The sequence below is a fragment of the Mycobacterium sp. genome (genome assembly GCF_032159775.1).
Lineage (GTDB): Bacteria > Actinomycetota > Actinomycetes > Mycobacteriales > Mycobacteriaceae > Mycobacterium.
In genome coordinates, this window is the sequence record NZ_JAVHWK010000026.1 from 1 (window position 1) to 22,746 (window position 22,746).

25 protein-coding genes are annotated in these 22,746 nt (G+C 65.6%); 17 read left to right on the forward strand and 8 right to left on the reverse strand.

The window, feature by feature from the left end; all coding sequences use genetic code 11:
• Nucleotides 1-446 precede the first annotated feature (446 nt).
• Entirely contained in the window at nt 447-719 is a 273-nt protein-coding gene (locus QOJ24_RS02780; protein WP_526258880.1) for a WGxxGxxG family protein, read from the forward strand.
• Nucleotides 720-1,410: 691 nt separating this feature from the next.
• Here QOJ24_RS02780 and QOJ24_RS02785 read toward each other — a convergent pair.
• Nucleotides 1,411-1,908, reverse strand: a complete 498-nt coding sequence (locus QOJ24_RS02785; protein ID WP_526258882.1) for a hypothetical protein — start codon at nt 1,906-1,908, stop codon at nt 1,411-1,413.
• Nucleotides 1,909-2,275: 367 nt separating this feature from the next.
• On the opposite strand from QOJ24_RS02785, the gene QOJ24_RS02790 reads away from it, so the two are divergent.
• From QOJ24_RS02790 to QOJ24_RS02800, 3 genes are all read left to right on the forward strand, one after another.
• Entirely contained in the window at nt 2,276-2,422 is a 147-nt protein-coding gene (locus QOJ24_RS02790) for a hypothetical protein (RefSeq protein ID WP_526258884.1), read from the forward strand.
• A gap of 336 nt (nt 2,423-2,758) precedes the next feature.
• Nucleotides 2,759-3,448 (forward strand): ANTAR domain-containing protein, encoded by a 690-nt coding sequence (locus QOJ24_RS02795; protein WP_526258886.1) that lies wholly within the window; start codon nt 2,759-2,761, stop codon nt 3,446-3,448.
• Between the two features lie 649 nt (nt 3,449-4,097).
• Nucleotides 4,098-4,289, forward strand: coding sequence for a hypothetical protein (locus QOJ24_RS02800; protein WP_526258888.1), 192 nt, complete (start codon nt 4,098-4,100; stop codon nt 4,287-4,289).
• A gap of 376 nt (nt 4,290-4,665) precedes the next feature.
• Here QOJ24_RS02800 and QOJ24_RS02805 read toward each other — a convergent pair whose 3' ends face one another.
• Nucleotides 4,666-4,998 (reverse strand): helix-turn-helix transcriptional regulator, encoded by a 333-nt coding sequence (locus QOJ24_RS02805; protein ID WP_526258890.1) that lies wholly within the window; start codon nt 4,996-4,998, stop codon nt 4,666-4,668.
• Between the two features lie 138 nt (nt 4,999-5,136).
• Between QOJ24_RS02805 and QOJ24_RS02810 the strand changes: the two genes are divergently transcribed.
• The 7 genes from QOJ24_RS02810 to QOJ24_RS02840 are packed head-to-tail and all read left to right on the forward strand — an operon-like array spanning nt 5,137 to nt 9,038.
• Complete coding sequence (locus QOJ24_RS02810) at nt 5,137-5,616, forward strand: SRPBCC family protein (RefSeq protein WP_526258892.1); 480 nt, start codon at nt 5,137-5,139, stop codon at nt 5,614-5,616.
• A gap of 49 nt (nt 5,617-5,665) precedes the next feature.
• The gene (locus tag QOJ24_RS02815) at nt 5,666-6,394 is read left to right on the forward strand and encodes a Clp protease N-terminal domain-containing protein (RefSeq protein ID WP_526258894.1); all 729 of its coding nucleotides are present in this window, start codon (nt 5,666-5,668) and stop codon (nt 6,392-6,394) included.
• A 41-nt stretch (nt 6,395-6,435) separates the two neighbouring features.
• Nucleotides 6,436-6,912: an RNA polymerase sigma factor gene (locus QOJ24_RS02820; RefSeq protein ID WP_526258896.1), complete on the forward strand. Its 477-nt coding sequence runs from the start codon at nt 6,436-6,438 to the stop codon at nt 6,910-6,912.
• Complete coding sequence (locus QOJ24_RS02825; RefSeq protein ID WP_526258898.1) at nt 6,909-7,508, forward strand: methylated-DNA--[protein]-cysteine S-methyltransferase; 600 nt, start codon at nt 6,909-6,911, stop codon at nt 7,506-7,508. The genes QOJ24_RS02820 and QOJ24_RS02825 overlap by 4 nt, the downstream gene beginning before the upstream one ends.
• A gap of 28 nt (nt 7,509-7,536) precedes the next feature.
• Nucleotides 7,537-7,956, forward strand: coding sequence for a PPOX class F420-dependent oxidoreductase (locus QOJ24_RS02830; RefSeq protein ID WP_526258900.1), 420 nt, complete (start codon nt 7,537-7,539; stop codon nt 7,954-7,956).
• A 39-nt stretch (nt 7,957-7,995) separates the two neighbouring features.
• A complete protein-coding gene (locus QOJ24_RS02835) occupies nt 7,996-8,511 on the forward strand; it encodes a DUF1942 domain-containing protein (RefSeq protein WP_526258901.1) in 516 nt (171 codons plus the stop codon).
• Nucleotides 8,508-9,038 carry a GNAT family N-acetyltransferase gene (locus QOJ24_RS02840; RefSeq protein ID WP_526258903.1) on the forward strand — a complete coding sequence of 177 codons (531 nt, stop codon included), beginning with the start codon at nt 8,508-8,510 and terminating at the stop codon, nt 9,036-9,038. The genes QOJ24_RS02835 and QOJ24_RS02840 overlap by 4 nt, the downstream gene beginning before the upstream one ends.
• Here the strand turns inward: QOJ24_RS02840 and zapE are convergent.
• Nucleotides 9,014-10,120, reverse strand: coding sequence for a cell division protein ZapE (gene zapE, locus QOJ24_RS02845; RefSeq protein ID WP_526258933.1), 1,107 nt, complete (start codon nt 10,118-10,120; stop codon nt 9,014-9,016). The two genes, QOJ24_RS02840 and zapE, sit on opposite strands and share 25 nt — an antisense overlap.
• On the opposite strand from zapE, the gene QOJ24_RS02850 reads away from it, so the two are divergent.
• From QOJ24_RS02850 to msrB, 4 genes are read left to right on the forward strand one after another with little or no spacing between them, the layout of a single operon-like run.
• A complete protein-coding gene (locus tag QOJ24_RS02850) occupies nt 10,119-10,895 on the forward strand; it encodes a pyrimidine reductase family protein (protein WP_526258905.1) in 777 nt (258 codons plus the stop codon). The genes zapE and QOJ24_RS02850 overlap by 2 nt on opposite strands.
• 31 nt (nt 10,896-10,926) lie before the next feature.
• Nucleotides 10,927-12,495 (forward strand): alpha/beta hydrolase, encoded by a 1,569-nt coding sequence (locus tag QOJ24_RS02855; RefSeq protein WP_526258907.1) that lies wholly within the window; start codon nt 10,927-10,929, stop codon nt 12,493-12,495.
• A gap of 20 nt (nt 12,496-12,515) precedes the next feature.
• Complete coding sequence (gene aftC, locus QOJ24_RS02860; RefSeq protein WP_526258909.1) at nt 12,516-13,814, forward strand: arabinofuranan 3-O-arabinosyltransferase; 1,299 nt, start codon at nt 12,516-12,518, stop codon at nt 13,812-13,814.
• Nucleotides 13,811-14,227: a peptide-methionine (R)-S-oxide reductase MsrB gene (msrB, locus tag QOJ24_RS02865; protein WP_526258911.1), complete on the forward strand. Its 417-nt coding sequence runs from the start codon at nt 13,811-13,813 to the stop codon at nt 14,225-14,227. Before aftC ends, msrB begins: the two co-directional genes overlap by 4 nt.
• On the opposite strand, the gene QOJ24_RS02870 is transcribed toward msrB, so the two are convergent.
• The 4 genes from QOJ24_RS02870 to hemE form a co-directional block, all read right to left on the reverse strand.
• Nucleotides 14,187-16,562, reverse strand: coding sequence for a putative bifunctional diguanylate cyclase/phosphodiesterase (locus tag QOJ24_RS02870; RefSeq protein WP_526258913.1), 2,376 nt, complete (start codon nt 16,560-16,562; stop codon nt 14,187-14,189). The two genes, msrB and QOJ24_RS02870, sit on opposite strands and share 41 nt — an antisense overlap.
• 197 nt (nt 16,563-16,759) lie before the next feature.
• The gene (gene hemQ, locus QOJ24_RS02875) at nt 16,760-17,455 is read right to left on the reverse strand and encodes a hydrogen peroxide-dependent heme synthase (RefSeq protein WP_526258915.1); all 696 of its coding nucleotides are present in this window, start codon (nt 17,453-17,455) and stop codon (nt 16,760-16,762) included.
• Nucleotides 17,456-17,460: 5 nt separating this feature from the next.
• Nucleotides 17,461-18,816: a protoporphyrinogen oxidase gene (locus tag QOJ24_RS02880; protein WP_526258917.1), complete on the reverse strand. Its 1,356-nt coding sequence runs from the start codon at nt 18,814-18,816 to the stop codon at nt 17,461-17,463.
• Nucleotides 18,813-19,874: a uroporphyrinogen decarboxylase gene (gene hemE, locus QOJ24_RS02885; RefSeq protein WP_526258919.1), complete on the reverse strand. Its 1,062-nt coding sequence runs from the start codon at nt 19,872-19,874 to the stop codon at nt 18,813-18,815. The genes QOJ24_RS02880 and hemE overlap by 4 nt, the downstream gene beginning before the upstream one ends.
• A gap of 102 nt (nt 19,875-19,976) precedes the next feature.
• On the opposite strand from hemE, the gene QOJ24_RS02890 reads away from it, so the two are divergent.
• Both QOJ24_RS02890 and QOJ24_RS02895 read left to right on the forward strand, forming a co-directional pair.
• Nucleotides 19,977-20,564: a DUF3000 family protein gene (locus tag QOJ24_RS02890; protein WP_526258920.1), complete on the forward strand. Its 588-nt coding sequence runs from the start codon at nt 19,977-19,979 to the stop codon at nt 20,562-20,564.
• A 1-nt stretch (nt 20,565) separates the two neighbouring features.
• Nucleotides 20,566-21,831: an HRDC domain-containing protein gene (locus QOJ24_RS02895; RefSeq protein ID WP_526258922.1), complete on the forward strand. Its 1,266-nt coding sequence runs from the start codon at nt 20,566-20,568 to the stop codon at nt 21,829-21,831.
• Here the strand turns inward: QOJ24_RS02895 and QOJ24_RS02900 are convergent.
• Complete coding sequence (locus QOJ24_RS02900) at nt 21,815-22,720, reverse strand: alpha/beta fold hydrolase (protein ID WP_526258924.1); 906 nt, start codon at nt 22,718-22,720, stop codon at nt 21,815-21,817. The two genes, QOJ24_RS02895 and QOJ24_RS02900, sit on opposite strands and share 17 nt — an antisense overlap.
• Nucleotides 22,721-22,746 lie beyond the last annotated feature (26 nt).

Genomic DNA, 22,746 nt, shown 5'->3' on the forward strand with positions numbered 1-22,746 from the left:
GCTCGGTGACCGAGCCATGCGCCTTGAACCCGTCGAATACACATACCTGCCCGACATAGTCACGCAAGATTCGCGAAACGGGCATGTCTTCGGGGATATCAACTTCATTCCACCGTTCGACACCCTCTGAACCCGGCATAGCAATCCGTCCTCTGGCTCGTCGCGTCAACCTTCAGAACTCATCGTAGATCCGCAGCGGTTCGAGCAGCCCCAACTGCTGACTTATCGCTGCCCCCAGAGGCCCGTCACCAATCCCCGGCGGCGGGCCGACTCTGTCCGCAGCAACTGGTTCGGTTTGGTGACGTCCACAGCGGGTACAGATCCGCTTGCGATGGGGGGAAGTTCGCCGGGGGGGGCGGATCCATTTCGAATCGCGCTTCAAGAGGACTACAGCCCTTGGTCCTCGCATGGTTCGCTTGAACCGACCTGAATGATGGAGAAAACAAGTGCGAAAAGCTGTTGCAATTCTTGGCGTGACCGGTGCGTTGACCTTCGGTGGAGCAGGTGTCGCGCATGCCGTCACGTACGACAGCCCAGTCCCTACGACAACAACTACCCTGGCTCAGTCCGAGACCGAGGACGACGGCGATAACACCGGCCTGTGGGGGCTCGCTGGCCTGCTCGGCCTTGTGGGCCTGCTGGGTCTGAAGAAACGCAATGACCGGCCCGCTGCGGGTGCGGCCGGAACAGCTGGCCACGGCAACACGCCGCGCGTCTAGTATCTAGCACGCTTCCGTCGGCCCGCCGCCCATTTCCCTGGTGGCGGGCCGACTCACATTTGACGCAACCTTGGCGGGAACCTGGGCGCGGGCTTAGGCCGCATGACCACTGATTGCATCGACCCACTTGAGTTGGCAAATGGGTGATAGCGATACTGCACATGGGCAGGCGCACGGCTACCAAATAAATTGGCCACCCTTTACGCACTCATCCACTATTGCGAAGAGAACGCGCCTCTTGACGATGCTTGCGCGGCTGTCGATGTGCCTATTGATGACCTGGCGGACGGGGTCATCGAAATGTATGGCCCGGGCCGCTTGTTGTCGGGTTCTGAGTCGGTGTCCAGCAGCTGTTTAGGGCGCGGGTAGCGGCACAATGACCGTCGTACCTCCCCCTGTCGCCGTAGCTGACAGGCCATCACCGTTCACGATTGCGGTGTTCCCCTCGACTTTGCGCGGCGGTGGCAGTGCTGCCGGTCACCAGCGACCGTGGCGGTGTTGTCATTGCCCCTATGCCAATCAACAAATTTGTGGTGTGCCGGCACTGGGGCTCAGGCACAGGGGCTGCATCCAATCAGTGGGGTAGCCCGTAACACCGTCATCCTTTGTTGTTCCAACTGCTCGCGCATGTTCTGTGCGAGGCGTGGCAAGTCGGGGTGGTTGTGCCAGTAGGTGGCTTCATCGAAAGAATTCACGATGCCAACTCCTTGCCTTGGCTCACCGTCGATACGGTCGCGACGTCGGAGGGCACCGGAATCGGCCGCGGCGCGTCCTTGGTCAATGTCGGTGCGGTGGCTATGTCGGATGGAATATGAACGTTCCCCGGAAGCTGCCGTGAGCCCTGGGAGTTACCGGGTGGGGCCTGGCAGTCTTGCGTGGCAGCGTTCCAGACTCCGTCGTTATATTCGCAGCAGGTTCTTGCGGCCTCGGTAAGCTCCTGGAGAGTAATCTCGCCCCTCTGGTAATGCGCCCTCGACTGGTCCATGCAGTAGTCGTAGGTCTCGATGTCCCATACCTTTTCGGCGCTTGCGACAGAAGCAAATCCGACGGACGGGAAGGCTGCAACTGCCACGGCGCCGACGAGCATCGCTGCGTACTCAGAGCGGTCCAGTCTGGGGCGGGTTGGCTCGATCACCGTGGATTCCTCTCGTTTCTGGTGCAGAAAATGCTCCACGGTCAGGCGGTGCATCGGTAATCGCCTAGAAGCCAGAGTTGTCTCCTGAGAGGGAAGATTTGGCTATCCGCCAGGCAAGCATGCGGTTGCCGGAGTCGTTGACATCGAGTGCGCCTCGTCGTATACGAGCACCGTAAACGTGCCCGTGACGGTTCGTCGCCGGCGATCGCGGCCATCGATTGGGCAAGAGCCTGCGATGACATTGCGGTTCACGAACTGGACACAATCCCTTCGATCCCGGTTGAGAGTTCGTCGTCCTGGGCACCCGGGCACGAAGAAGCCCCCCACACTCCAAGCGTCAAGACAAGTGCGCTTCTTTCACGAAGTGGGGGGCTTCGCCCACAGGTTTACACACCACCATCGACAGAATGGGGTTTTCGCGATGACGACTCCCGACAACGCCGGAAATGTCGGCGACAATCTGTCTGACGCGGCCGCTGACGACGACCAGGAGAGTCGCGTCCACCGCAACGCGCCCGCCGAAGAGTCCGGCTCAGCAACGCCGCCGGCAGCAGAAGGCCACTCCTAGCAGTGCCGAGGGCCGAGCAGATTCCGGCCGGCAATGTTATGTCCAAATTGCCATTCTGCTCAAGCGCTAGATAATCCCCTCCCGGTGCAATTCGGGTGATACTTGATTGCAGTGACGGGTCTACCGGGTTGCATGAAAGATTCCCGTTGCTAGGTAGCTAGGAAGCGGTCCCCGGCGTTGGAAACACAGCGCCTGCCTGGTCTCACCGATTTCTTTGACGACGCGTGTTCGCGTGCGCCGCCAGAGAAACAGCCGTGAGAAGTTGCCGCCGCTACGTTCGATGCACCACTGATCGTCAGGGCGACGTGCAATTGACGACCAGGAAGCCGGTGTTTCATGCACGAAGATGGCAGCCTCGACGAGCCTCTCGAGTCAGCTATGGACGAGTTGACTACCGCATTCTCCGGGCCGATCGACTTAGAGGAGACCCTCAGCCGCGTCACCGCCGCCGCCGTCCATCTTGTCGACGGCGCCGACTATGCCGACGTGATGCTGATCGACAAAGGCGAATTCCGCTCAGTCGCGCCGACCGATCCGCTGGTTGCCGACCTGGACCGCGTGCAGATGGACCACCAACGAGGACCCTGCCTGGAAGCCACAACGGACAGCTCGGTGGTCCGCAGCGCAGACCTGGGCGAGGACACACGTTGGCCCGAATTCGCTGCTTCGGCAGGCAGATTCGGGATCCACAGCGTCGCGTCATTCCAGCTCTTCACTCACCGCCATGGTTCAGGGGCGCTTAATGTCCTGAGCAAACGGTCGCACGCCTTCGACGTGCATGCCGAGGCGGCACTGGCGATGCTGGCCACGCACGCAGCCATCACTCTTATCGCGGCAGACAGGCAGACCCAGTTCGAATCCGCGCTGGCCAGCCGCGACGTGATCGGCCAGGCCAAGGGGATTGTGATGGAACGCTACAAACTGGATGCCGGCCGGGCGTTCGCAACGCTGGTAAAACTGTCACAGGACACCAACACGCCCGTGCGGATGGTCGCTCAGCGACTGGTCGCTTCGATCATCGAATGACGGGCGTTTGCTCCCTCGGGGCGCGGGTAGTGCCTTTGTCGGGGGGGAGAGCGCGAATGTGGTCGGCCGTTCGCGCGCCCTAGGTCTTGCCGCTTCTGCCCCGCGAGGCGGCAAGGCCGCCCTAGTGGGTCGCACAGATCAATTCAAGATAGCGCAGGAGACACAGGCGGATCGCGTGCCATCCTTGTTCGGGACGGCGACATCTACGCTCTTCGACGTGGCCTGACGAGGCAACCAGTCCCGCCGCGTTGTGGGAGGCGTCATCGACTCTGATCGGTGATCGCCACCCATGCACTTATTCCGATAAGCGAAAACCCCAGCTCGTTGCTGCCATCGCGTTCCGTCGACGTGGACGCATGGTCGAGCAGGTCCTGAGCGGCCAGTACATGGGGATGAGGCGGCGGGTGCGCGGCTCCGCTTGCACACCGCCCGGCGCGATGAGCCCAAGGACAGACATCGCCCCCACCACTGCCACCATCCGGCCGAAGCCGGGCGTCTCGTCCATTGTGTGCCTCCACCGTGAAAGCGTTCCGATGGATCGACTATCCGCGTCGCAGCGGTGGTAGAGCGCGAGTAAGCGACTACCCAATCGATCTCGACGCCTGGTCCCGAACAGAGCCCCGCCGGCTTTCACCGCTAATGTCGAGGAATGGGACGCATCATCCTGCTGATAGTCGGCATCGCAGTCACCGCCTTCGGCGTGCTGTTCGCGCTACAGGGATTCGGGGTGGTGGGGGGCAGCCCGATGAGCAACACCACCACCTGGTCCGTTCTCGGTCCGATCATCGCGCTGATTGGCATTGCCATGGCCGGTGCCGGCGCCCGACGCCCCAAGCCGTAACCCCGTCGGCCGGCTCGCGATCCGCTCATCGAGCAGCTCATCGATGAGCGCCGTCGACGGCTTTCCGCCGAGGCGCCGGATCGAAGCGCTCACGGCGGCTAGGAGCGACAGTTGTCGGTCAATGGCACTGACGTCGCGATGTCTCACTACTCCCCAATCACCGGCGATACCGGACGCGGCATTCGATCGTATGCGCCGAGGTGTCGCTCCTCCGGTATTGAGTGCGGCGTGCCGAGGACGTGCCCGCGCTAGGGTGACACGTACTGATTTGCTGAGCGGATCATTGTGACCGCATGCCACGGACGTTGCCACTCGACAACTCCGTCACCAACTGTTCGGAGACGTCAATTTCGTTCGTGGAGTGACGCTTCCACCGCTATGCCGGATAGGCCCGTAGTGTGTCGCTGGGCGCGTTGCCGAACATCGCCTTGTAGGCAAGGCTGAAGCGGCCCGCGTGGCTGAAGCCCCAACGTCCGGCGATAGCGGTCACGGTGTCGTGCGCCGGATCGGCGGCCTTGAGGTCACGGTGCGCCCGGTCGAGGCGGACGCGCCGCAGATACTCCAACGGTGTGGTCCCCAGGTTGCGGCGAAACGCGTACTGAACCGAGCGCGGCGAAACGTTCACCGCAGCCGCGATGTCCTCAAGCCCGATGTCGGCATCCGCATTCTCCTGAATGAACGCGACTGCATCCCGCAATATGGGCGGCATGTTCCGCCCCAGATTGTGACCACCCACTGCTCGAACACTCCCCTGTTCGGTAGGTCAAACTGACGTTGTCGTCGTATACCCGCCTGAGAACACCCAAAACAACCTCAGCAACGATCGCCGCCCTGACAGGATCGACCCATGACCGAACGCATGGAAGTCCAGCGCACCATCGCCGCGTCGGCCGCCGACATCTTCGCCGTCCTGTGTGACCCCCACGGCCACGTCGCCATCGATGCGACTGGCATGCTGCAGGACGCAGACGGGGAGCGGGCCAAAAGCGCAGGCGACAGCTTTGTGATCCACATGGATCGCGAAGCCCTCAACGACTTCCCAATGGGCAAATACGACGTTACGGTCGAGATCCGCGAATTCGAAAAGGACCGCCTCATCGCTTGGACGATCCTCGGCCGGATCCGGCCGCAGATCGGCCACGTCTACGGTTATCGTCTCGAACCGTCCGACGACGGCAAAACCATTGTGACCTCGTTCTACGACTGGTCCGGCATCGATCCGGAGTGGCGCAAGGCCAACATCTTCCCGGTCATTTCGGAGAGCGCACTGCGCGCCACCCTGGGCATCCTCGATCGAACGGTGCAGCGCGGCTATCCGCGCGGATGACGTCAACCACTAGTTGACGATGAGCCAACGTCAACCTAGAGTTGACGCCATGACCGAGCCGGCCAAGATCTCCTATCCCGTCCGCCTTGACGACCTGATCGACGTCATCAAGACGGTGCATACCGAACCCCTCGAACAACTCACCGACGCGATGCTCGCGGCCGAGTCCCTCGGCGAGATCGCCGATCACCTGATCGGCCATTTCGTCGACCAAGCCCGACGGTCGGGCGCGTCGTGGACCGATATCGGCAAATGCATGGGCGTCACCAAGCAGGCCGCACAGAAGCGATTCGTGCCCAAGGTGCCCGACTTCGAATCCGCCACCCTCGATCCGAACGCGGGATTCGGCCGGTTCACACCCCGCGCGCGCAACGTCGTGGTCGTCGCTCAGAACAAGGCCCAGAAGGCCGGCAATCACGAGATCACCCCGAACCATCTGCTGCTCGCGCTCGTCAACGATCCGGACGGGCTTGCAGCCAAACTTCTTGCCGGCCAAGGCATCGACGCTGGCACCGTCGCCAGTGCCGCCCCGTTGCCGCCGCGCGCCGACGGCGAGATGCCGACCCTGATCCCCTTCAACGGGCCCGCTAAGAAGGCGCTCGAACTGACCTTCCGGCAGGCGCTTCGGTTGGGGCACAACTACATCGGAACCGAGCACATCGCACTCGCCCTGTTCGAGGCCGAAGAGGACGACGGCCCGCTGCACCGGATCGGTGTTGACCGGGACCGATTCGAAAGTGACCTGGTCACCGCCCTCGAGCCGTTCACCAAGAACTGATCTCACAGACGAACCCTCCTCGGCGTCTACATGATGTGAGGGTGCGACCGTTCGAAGACGTGGTGGCCGAGTACGGCGCGACCGTGCTGCGGGTCTGCCGCGCGGTCGTCGGGCCGGTCGACGCCGAGGATGCGTGGTCGGAGACGTTCCTTTCCGCGCTGCGGGCCTATCCCGATCTTCCCTTCGATGCCAACGTCGAGGCATGGCTGGTGACGATCGCACATCGGCGCGCCCTCGACGTCGGCCGCGCTCGCAGCCGACGTGCGGTCCCGGTCGACTCGCCGCCCGACCGTCCCTCGACACGCGCCGACCCCGCAGAACGTCATCCGGACCTGTGGTCAGCGCTGCAGCGCCTCCCCCACAAGCAGCGGCTCGCGGTGGCCTATCACCACGTCGTCGGGCTGCCGTTCGCCGAGATCGCCGCGCTGCTCGGCAATTCCACCGACGCCGCGCGGCGCGCCGCCGCTGACGGCATCAAGACCCTCCGCAAAATATATCCCGAGGACGAAACATCATGAGCACTAACCTTTTCGACGAGTTGCAGGCTGACGACGAGACCTTGGCCCGGCTGCATCGTCGGCTGGAACACGACGCGGCAACCGGTGAGCTGCTCGACGTCGCTTACCGCACCGTCGACAGCCCGGTCGGCACCCTGCTGTTGGCGGCCACCACGGTCGGGCTGGTCCGCGTGGCCTACGACGTCGAAGGCCACGATGCCGTTCTGGCGACGCTCGCCGAAGCAGTGAGTCCACGGGTGCTTCGCGCACCTGCCCGGCTGGACGCCGCCGCACGTCAGCTCGACGAATACTTCACCAAACGGCGCACCGGCTTCGAGGTGCCCGTCGATCTCCGACTCGCCGACGGCTTCCGTCGCAGCGTCATCGAGCATCTTCGCGACATCGGCTACGGCCGTCGCGAGAGCTATGCCGAAGTGGCCGCGGCCATCGGCAGCCCCCGTGCCGTACGCGCCGTCGGCACCGCCTGCGGTCACAACCCGCTGCCCGTGGTGATCCCCTGTCACCGCGTGGTCCGCTCCGACGGGTCGGCGGGTCAGTACGTCGGGGGTGTTGCGGCCAAGTCCGCGCTGCTCGCGTTGGAGGCCGGCGGGGAATGAAACGGCGCGGGTGGCGGTAGAACAACGCATGAGGCTCAACGACGCGGCACGCGAACTTATCGGCGAGGGCATCGACGCCACGCTCGTCACATTGAACCCCGACGGCAGCGCACAGGCGACGGTGGTGTGGGTGGCCGTCGAGTCGACTTCCGACGGGGACGAACTGGTCTCCGCCCACCTCGCCGAATACCAGAAGACACGCAACATCCGCCGCGATCCGCGGGTAGCGGTGACCATCGTGAAACCAACCCCAGGCCAGCAGGCGCCATATCTGGCGATCAACGGGACGGCACGCATCGTCGAGGGCGGCGCCCCCGAACTACTCAGCAAGCTGGCGACGGTCATGCTGGGCTCCGATGAGCACTTCCCGCCGCCCGACTCGCCCCCGGGCCTGCTCACCCGCATCCGGATCGACAAGGTCGGTGGAATGGGCCCCTGGACCTCCTGACGGGCAACCCACTGTCCGCGGCCGTCCCGGTATGCCATCATGCGAGGCGAACCTGGAGGGGAAATGGGCCGCTTTCTTGCGCTGCTGTTCGCCGCATTGACGATTTCCGGAGCCGTGCTTGCCGCGCCTGCCGCTGCGGTGGACTCCCCGATCGGGCGGCTCGGTGAACCGCTTCGGGTCGAACTCATGGGCGTCGTCGCCGACGTGACCGTCCACGACATCCAGCCCTCCGACGTGCCACCGGGGTTCGGCTATCCGCCGCGCGCGCCGCGCTATCAGGTCTACCGAGCCAACGTCACCATCCACGCCGTCAAGATGCCGGTGCCGTATGCGATCGGGCTGGCGTTCTCGTTCAAGGGCGTCACCCCGACAGGAGATGCCTACGAGCCGCGGAACTCCGACGCCCCAGACGCGCTGCAGTACGCCATGCTGAACGTGCCCGAAGGCGCGACCGTCAACGGTGCCGTGTGGTGGGACTGCTACCGCGACCTGGTGTCCAACGTGGTGCTGGTCGACAAGAAGACCGGCGTCCACCTCGCGCAGTGGAACGTGTGACTCCAGCGGTCACCACCGCCACCGCCGCAGATCTGCCAGAACTCGCCGATGTCGCCGCGCAGACCTTTCCCCTCGCGTGCCCGCCGTCGGTCTCGAAGGAAAACGTAGCGGCATTCATCGACGAAAACCTGACGCAGACACATTTCGCCCGATATCTGAACGATCCCGGCCGACTGGTCCTCGTCGCCCGCCAGGACGGCCGGATGATCGGTTACGCCATGTTGATTCGCGGTGTTCCCGACGACGACGACGTCCAGAAAGCGGTCACCTTGCGCCCGGCGGTGGAGATCTCGAAGATGTACGTGCTGCCCGACAGCCACGGCGCAGGCGGATCCGCGGCGCTGATGGCCGACGCGCTCAACCATGCGCCGCATCTCGACGCGAAGTGCGTATGGCTCGGGGTGAACCAGAACAATGAACGCGCGCAACGGTTCTACGCCAAGCACGGGTTTACTGTCAACGGCACCAAGACGTTTCGGCTCGGCACGCGCATCGAGAACGACTATGTGATGGTGCGGCCGGTCTGACCGGCAGTCGTCAACGCCAGCAGTCGCGAGGTCGCCCGCAGATACTTCTTGCGAAACCCGCCCGCGAGCATCTCCTCGCTGAAGACGGTGTCCAGCTTCGCCCCCGCCGCGACCACCGGAACACCCGCGTCGTACAAACGGTCGGTCAGCGACACCAACCGCAGCGCAACGTTCTGGTCGTCGATCGGGTGCACGCCGGTAAGGAACACCGCAGACACGCCCTCGATCAGGGTCAGGTAACGCGACGGATGCATCGTCGCCAGGTGCGCGCACAGGGCGTCGAAGTCGTCGAGGGTGGCGCCGGGCGCCTGCGCGGCGCGCGCGCCGACCTCCTCGTCGGACAGCGGTTCTGGGGCGGGCGGCAGGTCGCGATGGCGGTAGTCCGGGCCCTCGATCCGCACGGTGTTGAAAATCGCTGCGAGCGTGTTGATTTCGCGCAAAAAATCCTGCGCGGCAAACCGGCCTTCCCCCAACTGCTCGGGCAGCGTGTTCGACGTGGCGGCGATGGAAACCCCGCGTTCGACCAGTTGCGAGAGCAGCCGCGAGATCAACGTGGTGTTGCCGGGGTCGTCCAGTTCGAACTCGTCGATACACACCACCGCGTAGTCTGCCAGCAGGTCGATGCATTCGACGAAGCCGAAAACACTTGCCAGCTGCGTGAGTTCACCAAACGTCGCGAACGCCGTCGGTGCCGGTGACTGTGCCGAAACCCGGTAATAGCTCGACGCCAGCAGGTGCGTCTTGCCGACGCCAAAGCCGCCGTCGAGATAGAGCCCGACGCCGGGCAACGCCTCGCGCTTGCCGAACAGTTTCTTCCTGCCCACCCGGCGCGCCACCGCGTCGTCGCAGAACCGCATGCAGGACTGCACGGCGGCGGACTGCGACGGCTCTGCCGGATCCGGCTGATAGCTCTCGAAGCTGACATCGGCGAACGTCGGCGGCGGGTGAAGCTGGGCGATCAACCGTTCCGGGGTGACGCTCGGGTGCCGATCGACGAGGTGGCCGACATGGGCCGAACGGCTCCTCCCGTGCGCGGCGGACTGCATGCACGAACTGTAGCGACGTGCTGCAATCATCCTCATGCCCGACGACGCCGCAGCGGTGCGATTCACCGTGCTGGATCCCTCAACAGGTGCGGAGTCACTCGACGAGACCGGGCTGACGGACCTCTACGCCTATCCCGACGACCTGCGGGCATGCTGGGTGCGCGGCAACATGATTGCCACCCTCGACGGCGGCGCGACCGCCGACGGTAAGTCGGGAAGTCTGGGCGGCTCCGGCGACCGCGCGATCTTCATGCAGTTGCGCCAACAGGCCGACGTCATCCTGGTCGGTGCGGGCACCGTCCGGACCGAGAACTACTCCGGCGCACAGTGCTCCCCCGCCCAGCGCCAGGACCGCAGGCATCGCGGCCAGGCCGAGGTGCCGCCGATTGCCGTAGTCACCAACCGCGGCAGGATCGACCACGACGCACGGATCTTCACCCAGACTGAGGTGCCGCCACTGATTCTCACCTCGGCCGACGCGGTCGCCGACGCGAACGCCAGGCTCGGATCGGTGGCCGAGGTCATCGATGCCTCCCGGTCGAACGCCGACCGGGTCGACGCGGCGGCCGCTCTGAAGATCCTGGCCGAACGCGGCCTGTTCCGGGTGCTCGCCGAGGGCGGACCGCAGATCCTCGGCTTGCTGATCCAAGACGATCTGCTCGACGAGTTGTGCTTGACGACCGCGCCGCTACTGGTCGGCGGCGCCGCCCGGCGCATCGCCACCGGACCCGGCCAGGTACGCACCCCGGTTCGGCGCAGCCACCTACTCACCGACGATGCCGGCTATCTGTACGCGCGCTACATCCGATAGGCGCAAAGCGCTCATCAGTAATGTGGTTTCCATGCGTCGGCGTCGCTTGGTCCGTGCCCTGAGCACATCGACGGTGATTGTGTCGGCTTTGCTGGCCGGATGTGCGCCACTGTTGGCCGCCGATCCGCGTTATGCCACCGACTCCGGGGCACGCCCTCAGGGACAGCCGACCACAGAGAAGAAGGCGGGCGGCCCGCCCGCGATCGAGGCCCCCAAGAATGATCTGTCGTGGCGCAACTGCACGTCGCAGGTGTTCAACGACTCCGCAATTCAGCCGTTGCCGGGTGTCACGTTGGACTGCGCAAGCTACGACGCCGACCTCGACTCGATCAACGGCGCCACCGGATCGGTGAGCATCGGCGTCGTTCGCGCGCGCTCCGTTCAAACCCCGGACGACGCCGGGCCGCTTGTCATGACGACCGGTTCGGACCTGCCGACCTCGGTGCAGCTGCCGGTCTGGCTGTCCCGCGCGGGAACCGATGTCCTCAAGACCCACCCGATCGTCGCGGTCGACCGGCGCGGCATGGGCATGTCGAGCGCCATCGACTGCCGCGACCTGTTCGACCGCCAGGAGATGCTCGACCAGGCACAGTTCCAGTCCGGTGACGATCCCGTCGCCAACCTCGCCGCGATCACCATGACCGCCACCACGAGTTGCACCGACACCATCGCCCCCGGCGACTCGGCATACGACAACGCACACGCCGCCGAGGACATCGAACGGCTGCGCAGCACATGGGATGTGCCGTCGATCGCGCTGCTGGGCATCGGCAACGGGGCCCAGGTGGCGCTCGCCTATGCGGGTTCGCACCCCGGCAAGGTGGCGCGGCTGGTGCTCGACTCGCCGCTTCCGCTCGGCATCGCCGCCGAGGCCGCCACCGAACAGCGCGTCAAGGGCGAACAGACCGCGTTGGACGCGTTCGCGACACAGTGCGCGGCCACCAACTGCCCGCTGGGCCCGGACCCGAAGGGCGCCGTCGACGCGCTGCTGGCGACCGCGCGAGCCGGCGACGGCCCCAACGGGGCGTCGGTCGCCATGGTCGCCGACGCGATCAGCACCGCATTGGCCTACCCACGTGGCGATCGCGCGACAACGACCAACAGCTTGGCCGAAGCGGTGGCCGCGGCGGGCTCCGGCGATGCGAACCAGATGAACAACCTGATCAACCAGGCCGACAGCCTCCGCCAGACCGACGGTCAATTCGTAAACTCGTGCAGCGACGCCTTGAACCGGCCGACCCCAGACCGGATCCGCGAGCTCGTGGTCGCATGGCCCAAGCTCTATCCGCAGTTCGGCGCCGTTGGCGCGCTCAGCATGGTCAAGTGCCTGAACTGGCCCAGCGGATCGGCGCCGGAGGACCCGAAGAACCTCAAGGTCCCGGTGCTGTTGCTCGGCGTGCAGAACGACCCCATCGTCGGCAACGACGGCGTCGCCCAGGTCGCCGCCACCATCATCAACGCGGGTGCTTCCAGCAAGCGGGTGATCTGGCAGGGCATCGGGCACGGCGCGAGCATCTACTCCGAATGCGCGCTGGCACCGGTCGCCGGCTACCTGGACAGCGGTGAGCTGCCGCCGACCGACACTTACTGCCCCGCCTAGTCCTGGCGGCGCGGCCGTGGGTGTACGGTGCGCTGGTGGCGGCACCAGACTCCATTCGTACCGGCCTTCTCAATCTCTTCGCACCCCGCACGACGGCGCCCAGCGTGGCAACGGTGCTGCGATCGATCCTGTGGCCGATCGCCATCATGTCAATCGTTCACCGCAGCTACGTTATGGCGAGCAACGGTTACATCACCGACGATTTCGGACCGGTGTACCGCGCCGTCAGCAACTTCCGGCGCGGCTGGGACATCTACAACGAGCACTTCGACTACGTCGACCCGCACTACCTGTACCCGCCGGGCGGCACGTTGCTGATGGCTCCGTTTGGTTACATGCCGGTTTTCGCATCGCACAACTGGTTCGTCGTCATCAACACAGTCGCGATGATCATCGCCGCATGCCTGATGGTGCGGTTGTTCGGCTTCTCCCTGAGCTCCGTGGCGTTGCCTGCACTGCTCGTCGCCATGTTCCTCACCGAGTCGGTGACCAACACGATCGTTTTCACCAACATCAATGGCTGCGTGCTGCTGGCCGAAGTGCTGTTCTTCCGACTGCTGCTGTCAGGTAAGGACCGCGATCAGTGGTGGGCCGGCGTGGCGATTGGCCTCTCGCTAGTGGTCAAACCGGTGTTGGCCGTGCTGCTCTTGCTGCCACTGCTGAACAGGCAATGGCGGACACTCGTCGCAGCGGTGGCGGTGCCGTTGGTGTTCAACGCGGCCGCATGGCCGTTGGTGTCCGACCCCATGAATTTCGTGAAACACACTGTCCCCTACATTCTCGCCACCCGCGATTACTTCAACAGTTCCATCCAGGGCAACGGCACCTACTACGGACTGCCGGTCTGGTTCATAGTGCTGCTCCGAATTACCTTCACAATGCTTGCGGTAGTGAGCCTTTGGCTGCTGTACAAGTACTACCGGACCCGAGATCCCCTGTTCTGGATGTTGACGTCTTCCGGCGTCCTACTCCTCACGTCGTGGTTGGTTCTGTCTCTTGCGCAGGGCTACTACTCGATGATGCTGTTCCCCTTCCTGATGACGGTGGTACTGCCCAACTCGGTGGTGCGCAACTGGCCGGCGTGGCTGGCGACTTACGGGTTTCTGACGATGGACCGCTGGCTGATGTGGCGGTGGCCAACCACCGGTCGCTTCCTCGAGTACATGAAAATCACTTACGGCTGGTCGCTACTGTTAATCGTGGTCTTCTGCGTCCTGTACTTCCGCTACCTCGACGCCAAGGCCGAAGGCAGGCTGGACGACGGTATCGACCCGGCGTGGATGACCGAGAAGGAGCCGCGCGCTAGCGTGGACTCATGACCTCACCACGGCCCAAGGTCGAACTCACAGACGACCAGTGGCGGCAGAAGCTCACCCCGGCCGAATTCGCAGTGTTGCGCGAGGCAGGTACCGAGCGGCCGTTCGTCGGCGAGTACACCGACACCGAGACCGAAGGCGTCTACGAGTGTCGAGCCTGCGGCGCTGAGCTTTTCCGCAGCACCGAGAAGTTCGAATCGCACTGCGGCTGGCCGTCGTTCTTCGACCCCGCGAATTCTGACGCCGTCATCCTGCGACGCGACGACTCGATGGGCATGACCCGCATCGAGGTGGTGTGCGCCAACTGCCACAGCCATCTGGGCCACGTCTTCGAGGGCGAGGGCTACCCGACTCCAACCGATCAGCGGTACTGCATCAACTCAATTTCGCTGAGACTGGTCCCTGCAGGCTCGTAGCCGCGAGCTTCTCGAACTGGGCCCGCGCAAGGCGCTTCGGTCGGCCGGAAGCAAGCAGGTTCATCATCGCTGCGGCGCTCACCGGCGGGCTGTAGTAAAACCCCTGCGCCACCTCGCATCCGAACTCACGGAGCCGTTCTGCGGTCTCGGCGTTCTCGACACCCTCGGCGACCGTCGTCACGCCGAGGACGTGCGCCAGGTCGACGACCCCGCGCACGACCGCGGCGGCCCGCGCGTCGACGCGGATCGGTGCGATGAAATGCCTGTCGAGTTTCACTTCGTCGATGGCCAGTTCGCGCAGATACCACAGGGCCGAGTAGCCGCTGCCGAAATCGTCGATCGCGATCCGAATTCCGCGCTGCCGCAACCGCTCCAGCACCGACCGCGTTCGTTCGATGTTGTCGAGGAGGAAGTCTTCGGTGATCTCGATCGTCAGGTCTTTCGGGTTCAGCTGCCGGATGGCCAACGCCGAGGCGATGTGCGTGGGCAGGTCCAAATCGCCGAGCGAGGGGGCGAACACATTGACCGCAATCGGTACGCCGATGCCCAGTGCATTCCATTCGGCGGCGTCGTCGAGGGCCTGGGTGAGCACGAGGTCGGTCACCGCCCGCATCAGGCCGCGCTTGCGAACCAGCGGCAGGAAATGGGCCGGACCGAGCAGCCCGCGCTTGGGATGTGGCCACCGAACCAGGGCTTCGACACCGACGATATCGCCGGATCGCAGGTCGAACTTGGGTTGGTAGAACACGGTCAGATCGCCGTGGTCGATCGCGTGCCGGAGCTCGCCGAGAAGGCGCACTGCCGCACCGCGTTCCGTGCTTTCGCCGGCGACGGTCGACAGCTCGATGTCGTTGGTGTCGGCCAGCGCCATGTCCGGTGTGAACGTGTGTAGACCGCCTGACTTCGAGCGTTTGGCCGAATACATCGCCACGTCCGCCTGTTTGAGCAGCATGTCCGCGGACAGGTCGGGGTTGACCGCCGACGCTACCGCGAGACCGACGCTCGGTCGCATCAGCAGTTGTTGCCCGTCGATGACGAAGGGCTCCTCGAATGCGGCGACCACCCTGTGTGCGACCAGTCGCGACAGCTCGGGCAGGCCCTCCATCAACACCGCGAACTCGTCGCCGCCCACCCGGGCCACGGTGTCGGAGGTCCGTACACAGCCGAGCAGTCTCTCCGCCGCCTGGATCAGCAGGGCGTCCCCCGCGGGATGTCCCAGGCTGTCGTTGACCAGCTTGAAATCATCGAGGTCCATCGACAGCACGGCCACCGACTGGTTGTCGTTCAGGTGCAGCTGTACCGCATGCATCAGCCGGTCGTTGAACAGGTCACGATTGGCCAGGCCGGTGAGTGTGTCGCGCATCGCCTGGTCTGCAACCATTTTCAGCAGTCGCTGGTTCTGCCGCACCATCATGTACTGCCTGGCCATCACCGCGCTCATCAGCAGTGTCGATGACACGAGGATCGGGCCAAGGCCGGGCGTCGAGAAGTATGCAGGAAAGCAGATGAGTGCGGCCATAGCCACCGGTACGTACGGTAGCGACATCGACGCGCGAGACGGCATATGCGAAACGACGGCGTCGGCTTCCCGGCCACGACGGTTGGTCAGCGCGGCCATGCCGAACATCAAAAGCCCTATCGCCCAGCCGATATCGATGATGTGTCCGCTGTAGTAGGAATCGTGGGCGGTGAGATAGGCGAACGCGCTGTCCGAGAACGCCATCATGACGACGCCGGCGCTGAGCATCGCCAGCGTCGTGCGCCGCCCGGTACGGGCCCGCGCGAGGACGAGGAGTGCAACAGTCAGGATCGCGATGTCGGCGACCGGGTAGGCCAGCGAAAGAGCCAGAGCGAAGGCGCTCGTGCCGCCCGCGTCATAGACGCCCCGCATCACCAGCACCCAGGAAATCTCGAACAGCGCGCCCGCCACGATGAACCCGTCGAAGACGAATCGAACCCGCGAAGGGCCCGAATACCCGGTGGGGAACAGCACCATCGCCAGGCCGGCGCCGATGGGGAACAACAGGTAGCCGGCATCGGCGAGCGACGGGAAAGGAGCCTGATGCAGCACACGCTCGTAGAACACCCAGAGCGCCTCGCCTCCGGCCCAGCCGGAGAGTCCGACGGTCAGGCAGATCCAGGCGCGTCGCTGGCGCCCCTCGGCCGAAGCGGCGGCGAGCGCGCTGCACCCGGCCGCGAAAACAGCGAAAACGAACAGGCCGTAGTCGGCGACGATTTTGGCGACAGGATAGCCGCCCCACTGTCCGATCAAAATTCCAGCGAACGCGACACCCGCGGTGACAGCGCCGACCCCCACCCACGCTGTTCTCGACACAGGTTCACGCTAGCAACAAATTGCCGTGGGCGAAACCCGTGCAGCAAACGTTCGCCTGTATTTGCCGACTTTCTGCTGCTTGGGTTTTTCCGCAGTCGCAGCCGCGACTGGGGCTAACGGTGCTGTTGCCAAAATTGACGTATCTGTTGGATCCGATCTCGCCCTAGGCGGACCAGCAAACGCAACAGTGGACTGGATCAGGGAAGCCTGCCGACCAGTTCCTCGACACCGACGCGGGGGCCGGTGAAGAACGGCGTCTCCTCCCGGACATGCCTGCGCGCGTCGGTGGCGCGCAGGTCGCGCATCAGGTCGACGATGCGATGCAGTTCGGGGGCCTCGAAAGCCAGGACCCACTCGTAGTCCCCCAGCGCGAACGCGGGCACGGTATTGGCCCGGACGTCCTTGTAGTCGCGGGCGGCCATGCCGTGCTCGGCAAGCATGCGGCGGCGTTCGTCGTCAGGCAGCAGATACCAGTCCAGCGACCGGACGAACGGATACACGCAGATGTACGCGCCGGGCTCCTCGCCGGCAAGAAAGGCCGGGATGTGGCTCTTGTTGAACTCCGCGGGTCGGTGCAGCGCGACCGTACTCCACACCGGGGCGCTGGCCCGGCCCAGCGTCGTTGTCCTGCGGAAGTCCGAATAGGTGGCCTGCAGTGCCTCCACCCGTTCCGCGTGGGTCCAGATCATGAAGTCCGCATCGGCGCGCATCCCCGCGACGTCGTAGAGGCCGCGCACCACCACCCCGTTGTCCTCCTGCTGCTTGAGAAAGGTCGCGGTCTCGTCGATGACCGAGTCCCGCTCGTCGCCGAGAGCGCCCTGGCGCGCCGCAAAAACCGAGAACATCAGGTAGCGCACCGTCGAATTTAGGGCGTCATAATCAAGACGAGACATGTGTCCTATCGTGCCACGCGCGGCGTGACCAGCGACGCGGCCGCTCTGGTGGCCGTCGCGATGCAGGCGGGCACCCCGATGCCGTCCAGGTAGGCGCCCGCCACCGCGAGCGACGGCGGCAGTCCGGCGCGCACCTCGGCGACCAGCTCACCGTGCCCCGGCCCGTATTGCGGCATCGCGTCGATCCATCGGTGCACCCGGCAGTCGAACGGCTCATCGGTGACACCGAAAACGGCCGCGAGGTCATCGGCTGCCCATGACAGCAGGTCGTCGTCGCCGACCCGGTGGGCGATGTCGTCGCCGTATCGGCCGAACGACAGCCGAACAAGCTCCACATTTCCGCGCGGACCCCATTTGCGCGAGGACAGCGTGATCGCCTTGGCGTGCAGGCGTTCCGACGCCGCCACCAGCACTCCCGAACGATCGGGCACCGGTGTCCCGCCCGGCATCGCCAGCGCGACCAACGCCGTCGACGCCACCTTGACCTGGCGCGCGGCCGCCGCGGTGGAAGGCGCGACGTCTGCCACGATCGTGGCCAATCGCGGTGCCGGGACGGCCAGCAACACCGCGTCGGCGTGCCAGTTTGCGCCCTCGTCGTCCACCAACTGCCATCCGCCGCCCTGCTTCACCAGCCGTTCGACGCCGACCTGCGCCCAGTGGAAGTCGGCGCGCCGGATCAGTTCGTCGAGCAACACCGCGTAGCCGCCGTCGATCGCGCCGAACACCGATCCGCCCGTGGCAGGCGGCAGTGCCGCGCGCACGGCCTCGGTCAGGTTGCGCGCACCGCGGTCCAGCGCCGCGGCCAACGTCGGAACGGCCGATCTCAGCCCGATGGTTGCCGCCGATCCCGCGTACACCCCCGCCAGCAGCGGGTCGACGGACCGCGTCACCACCTGATGGCCGAACCGGTCACCGACGAGCGCTGCGACGGCCGGGTCGGCGCCCGGCCGCCAGGTGAAGGGACGCGCGGTTTCATCGACCATCCGCCGGATCGTGGTGTCGTCGACAAGCCCAGTCATCGACGACGGGTCGGTCGGGATTCCGTTGAGTGTGTCGCGCGGCAGCTCGTGCAGCCGCCCCTGGCTGTAGATCAGCGGCCGCACCCCCGTCGTGCCGATCTGTCTGTGGGCCAGCCCCAGCTCGGCGAGCAGCGCAGGCATTTCGGGGCGCCTGGCCACGAACGCCTCGGCGCCGATGTCGATCAGCTGGCCGCCGAGCTGTTCGGTGCGCAGCACGCCGCCGAGCCGGTCAGCAGGCTCGAACACGGTGATGTCGGCGTCGTCGCCATGCGTGACGCGAAGCCGGTATGCGGCGACGAGACCCGAAATGCCGCCGCCGACAACGCAATAGGACCGGTTCACAGTGAGTGCACCAGAGCTACCACCTCCGTTATGACACCTGGATCCGTCGGTGGCAATACGCCGTGACCCAGGTTGAAAACGTGGCCGGCCGCGCCGGCGTCGACCGCGCGACGGCCGTCCTCGACGACCGCGCGCGCCGCGGGCCCGGCCACCGGCATGCCCGCAAGGAGCACGACCGGGTCGAGGTTGCCCTGCAGTGCGGTGCCCGGCGTCACCCTGGCAGCGGCGTCGGTCAGCGAGGTGCGCCAGTCGACGCCGACGACAGGGCAGTGGGCAGCCGCCACGGCTTCGGACATCGCCCCGAGCAACTCCGCGGTGCCGACGCCGAAGTGCGTCATCGGCACGCCTTCGCCTGCCAGCGCCTCGAACACCCGCGTGCTGTGCGGCAGCACGTAGGTGCGGTAGTCGGCCAGCGACAACGTGCCTGCCCACGAGTCGAACATCTGGATGGCATCGACACCGGCGTCGACCTGGACCTTCAGGAAGGCGGTCGTGACGTCGGCGAGCACCGCCATCAGCGCATGCCAGGTGTCGGTCTCGCCGAGCATCATCGACTTGGTGCGCTCGTGATTACGGCTCGGGCCCCCCTCGATCAGATAGGAGGCCAGCGTGAAGGGGGCGCCGGCGAATCCAATGAGCGGGACGTCGCCCAGCGCGGCAACCAGGTTCGTTACGGCTTCGGCCACGGGCGCAACATGTTCGGGCTCAAGGGTTTTCATCCCGGCAACGTCTGTCGCGGTGCGGATCGGATGCTCGATCACCGGCCCGACGTCGGGCACGATGTCGAGGTCGATGCCCGATGCCCGCAGCGGCACGACGATGTCCGAGAACAGGATGGCGGCGTCGACGCCGTGCCTGCGCACCGGCTGCAAGGTGATCTCGGTGATCAGGTCGGCGTCGAAGCAGGCCTGCATCATCGTGGTCTTCGCGCGCAGCGCCCGGTACTCGGGCAGCGAACGCCCCGCCTGCCGCATGAACCAGACAGGCACCCGGCTCGGCTTACGGCCTCCTGCGGCGGCCAGATACGGCGACTCCGGCAGCTCGCGACGGTTATTCATCGGCTTCAATGCTGCCATGGCGCCCGAGCGCGGCAGGTTTGGCGTCCACCTGCGGCGGATACGGCGCGCCTGCGCACAGACCTGGCCAGATGGTCTACCGTCATGGCGGTGACCACCGCCGAACCGGCTCAGTTCCGGGAAGCGGTCGCTGCGATGAACGCCACCACCGTGCGACCGGAGATCGAGCTCGGCCCGATCCGGCCGCCGCAGCGTCTCGCGCCGTTCAGCTACGCCCTCGGCGCCGAAGTGCGCCATCCCGAGGCCACCATCGTGCCCGAGCAGTCCGAGGGCGATGCATTCGGTCGATTGATCCTGCTGCACGACCCCGAAGGCGCCGAGGCGTGGGACGGCACGATGCGACTGGTCGCCTACGTGCAGGCCGATCTCGACTCCAGCGAGGCGGTCGATCCGCTGCTGCCCGAAGTGGCCTGGAGCTGGCTGGTCGACGCGTTGGAGGCGAACACCGAGCACATCACCGCCCTCGGTGGAACCGTCACTGCCACCACGTCAGTGCGCTACGGCGACATCTCCGGCCCGCCACGGGCCCACCAACTGGAGCTGCGCGCATCTTGGACAGCGACGACGCTGGAGCTGGGTCCCCACGTCGCCGCGTTCTGCACAGTGCTCGAGCACGCCGCGGGACTGCCGCCTGCCGGGGTGACCGATCTGAAGTCACGCACCCGCGCCTGAGATGACCGACGCCGACTCCGGCGGAGCCGAGCCAGCGGACACCGCAGAACCTGAAGCCACACCGCTGCTGTCGCCTGCCGACGGTGTGCCGCCGCTGGCCGTAACGAAATACGACATCAGCGATGCCGCAGAACTTTTGGCGGCTGGCCACGGACCATTCGCCGTCGACGCCGAACGGGCATCGGGTTTTCGCTATTCGAACCGGGCGTATCTGGTGCAGATCCGGCGCGAGGGCGCGGGCACTGTGCTGATCGATCCGGTGAACCACGGCGCCGACACGCTCACCACGCTCGCGCCGGTCGCCGAAGTGCTGCGCACCGATGAGTGGGTGCTGCACGCCGCCGACCAAGACCTGCCGTGCCTCGCCGAGATCGGCATGCGACCGACCGCGCTCTACGACACCGAGTTGGCCGGCCGGCTGGCCGGCTACGACCGGGTGAACCTGGCGACGATGGTGGAGCGGCTGCTGGGCCTTGGCCTGAAGAAGGGGCACGGAGCCGCCGACTGGTCCAAGCGGCCCCTGCCGCCCGAGTGGCTGAACTACGCCGCGCTCGACGTGGAGGTGCTGGTCGAACTCCGGAACGCCATCGCCGCGGTGCTCGCCGAACAGGGGAAGTCCGAATGGGCCGCCCAGGAGTTCGAATTTCTGCGCACCTTCGAAGGAGCCCCGACACGGCGGGACAGGTGGCGTCGCACGTCGGGCATCCACAAAGTGCGTGACCGCCGCGCCATGGCCGCCGTGCGGGAATTGTGGACGACCCGCGACCATATCGCCCGCAGGCGCGACATCGCCCCGGGGCGCATCCTGCCCGACTCCGCGATCATCAGCGCCGCCACCGCGGACCCCAAGACCGTCGAGGACCTCACCGCGCTGCCCGTGTTCGGCGGATCCAAGCAGCGGCGCTCCGCGCAGGTCTGGCTGGACGCACTGAACCGTGCCCGTGACAACGACGACCAGCCCGAGGTCTCCGAACCGCAGAACGGGCCGCCCCCTGCGTCACGGTGGGGTCGTCGCAAACCCGAGGCGGCGGCGCGGCTTGAGGCGGCCCGTGCCGGCCTCACCGAGCTGTCCGAGCGGGTGTCGGTGCCCACCGAGAACCTGGTCACGCCCGAAGTGGTACGCCGGCTGTGCTGGGATTGGCAACCCGCCGCCGACGCCGAGGCCGCGGTCGAGGACTTTCTGCGCGACGCGCAGGCCCGCCAGTGGCAACGCGAGCTCGTCGTCCCTGTGCTCGCCGCGGCTCTCTCGGCTACCCCTGCGCCGTGACCCGCTCGATGTGGGCCAGGAAGTGGGCCAAAACCGCGTCGGGTGCCTCGATCTGAGGCCAATGGCCGATTCCGTCGTCGAGCATCACGACATCGGGATCGGGGATGACCTCGAGGTAACGGTCGGCCATGTGCCGACCGGAGTTCGGGTCCATCGGGCCGTCGATCAACCGCATCGGGACAGCCGTCTGTCGCATCGCCCGAACCCACCGATTGCGATGGGCGTATCGATCGTTGACGAACCTGCCCACCTTGTGGGTCACTCGCTTGCCGTCGTTGTACTCGAGGATCTGGTGGAACAGATCGAGCATTCGACGCGTGGGCTTCGTCTTCGGCCCGAACATCTCGTTGATCGTCGGCTCTATCAGCCGCCTGGACAGCGAGCTGCCCTGCAGCGGACTCATGATGTCCCCCAGCGGTGTTCGTGACATCACCTTCTGCAGCAGCCGCGGTGTGTACGACTCGTTGAACAGTCCCCCGTTGAGCCAGGTGACCGATTCGATCCGCAGCGATCCATACACCTGCTGGGAAAACTCGTGGCGCGCCAGCATCTCCTGGCCGACCGAGTCACCGAGGTCGTGGGCCAGGATGTGCGCGGATTGGACGCCCAGGTCGGCGAGCAGAGCCTCGTGCATGTCGGCGTGGTCACCCACCGAGTACTCGTAGGCCACGGGTTTGGCCGAGAAACCCATCCCGAGCATGTCGGGGGCGATCACGGTGAACCGTTCGGTCAGCCTGTCCCATATCGGAGCCCAGTCCCACGAGTTGAACGGATACCCGTGGATCAACAACAGGCTGGGCCCACTGCCCGCGGTCCGGTAGAACACGTCGAAGCCGAGGTAGTCGAATGACCGGCCGGCTGCCTTCCATCGCTCGAGTTCGGGATCCATCGGCATCACTCTTCCACGATGGGCGG

Excerpts from the sequence above, each read along its gene's own strand:
- hemQ (WP_526258915.1), bottom strand. The coding sequence starts at position 17,455 with ATGTCTCGTCTTGATTATGACGCCCTAAATTCGACGGTGCGCTACCTG.
- QOJ24_RS02815 (WP_526258894.1), top strand. The coding sequence starts at position 5,666 with ATGACCGAGCCGGCCAAGATCTCCTATCCCGTCCGCCTTGACGACCTG.
- QOJ24_RS02800 (WP_526258888.1), top strand. The coding sequence starts at position 4,098 with ATGGGACGCATCATCCTGCTGATAGTCGGCATCGCAGTCACCGCCTTC.
- QOJ24_RS02835 (WP_526258901.1), top strand. The coding sequence starts at position 7,996 with ATGCGAGGCGAACCTGGAGGGGAAATGGGCCGCTTTCTTGCGCTGCTG.
- QOJ24_RS02810 (WP_526258892.1), top strand. The coding sequence starts at position 5,137 with ATGACCGAACGCATGGAAGTCCAGCGCACCATCGCCGCGTCGGCCGCC.
- QOJ24_RS02805 (WP_526258890.1), bottom strand. The coding sequence starts at position 4,998 with ATGCCGCCCATATTGCGGGATGCAGTCGCGTTCATTCAGGAGAATGCG.
- QOJ24_RS02895 (WP_526258922.1), top strand. The coding sequence starts at position 20,566 with ATGACCGACGCCGACTCCGGCGGAGCCGAGCCAGCGGACACCGCAGAA.
- QOJ24_RS02785 (WP_526258882.1), bottom strand. The coding sequence starts at position 1,908 with ATGCACCGCCTGACCGTGGAGCATTTTCTGCACCAGAAACGAGAGGAA.
- hemE (WP_526258919.1), bottom strand. The coding sequence starts at position 19,874 with ATGAATAACCGTCGCGAGCTGCCGGAGTCGCCGTATCTGGCCGCCGCA.
- QOJ24_RS02855 (WP_526258907.1), top strand. The coding sequence starts at position 10,927 with ATGCGTCGGCGTCGCTTGGTCCGTGCCCTGAGCACATCGACGGTGATT.
- QOJ24_RS02795 (WP_526258886.1), top strand. The coding sequence starts at position 2,759 with ATGCACGAAGATGGCAGCCTCGACGAGCCTCTCGAGTCAGCTATGGAC.
- QOJ24_RS02890 (WP_526258920.1), top strand. The coding sequence starts at position 19,977 with ATGGCGGTGACCACCGCCGAACCGGCTCAGTTCCGGGAAGCGGTCGCT.
- zapE (WP_526258933.1), bottom strand. The coding sequence starts at position 10,120 with ATGAGGATGATTGCAGCACGTCGCTACAGTTCGTGCATGCAGTCCGCC.
- QOJ24_RS02900 (WP_526258924.1), bottom strand. The coding sequence starts at position 22,720 with ATGGATCCCGAACTCGAGCGATGGAAGGCAGCCGGCCGGTCATTCGAC.
- QOJ24_RS02850 (WP_526258905.1), top strand. The coding sequence starts at position 10,119 with ATGCCCGACGACGCCGCAGCGGTGCGATTCACCGTGCTGGATCCCTCA.
- QOJ24_RS02825 (WP_526258898.1), top strand. The coding sequence starts at position 6,909 with ATGAGCACTAACCTTTTCGACGAGTTGCAGGCTGACGACGAGACCTTG.
- QOJ24_RS02830 (WP_526258900.1), top strand. The coding sequence starts at position 7,537 with ATGAGGCTCAACGACGCGGCACGCGAACTTATCGGCGAGGGCATCGAC.
- msrB (WP_526258911.1), top strand. The coding sequence starts at position 13,811 with ATGACCTCACCACGGCCCAAGGTCGAACTCACAGACGACCAGTGGCGG.
- QOJ24_RS02790 (WP_526258884.1), top strand. The coding sequence starts at position 2,276 with ATGACGACTCCCGACAACGCCGGAAATGTCGGCGACAATCTGTCTGAC.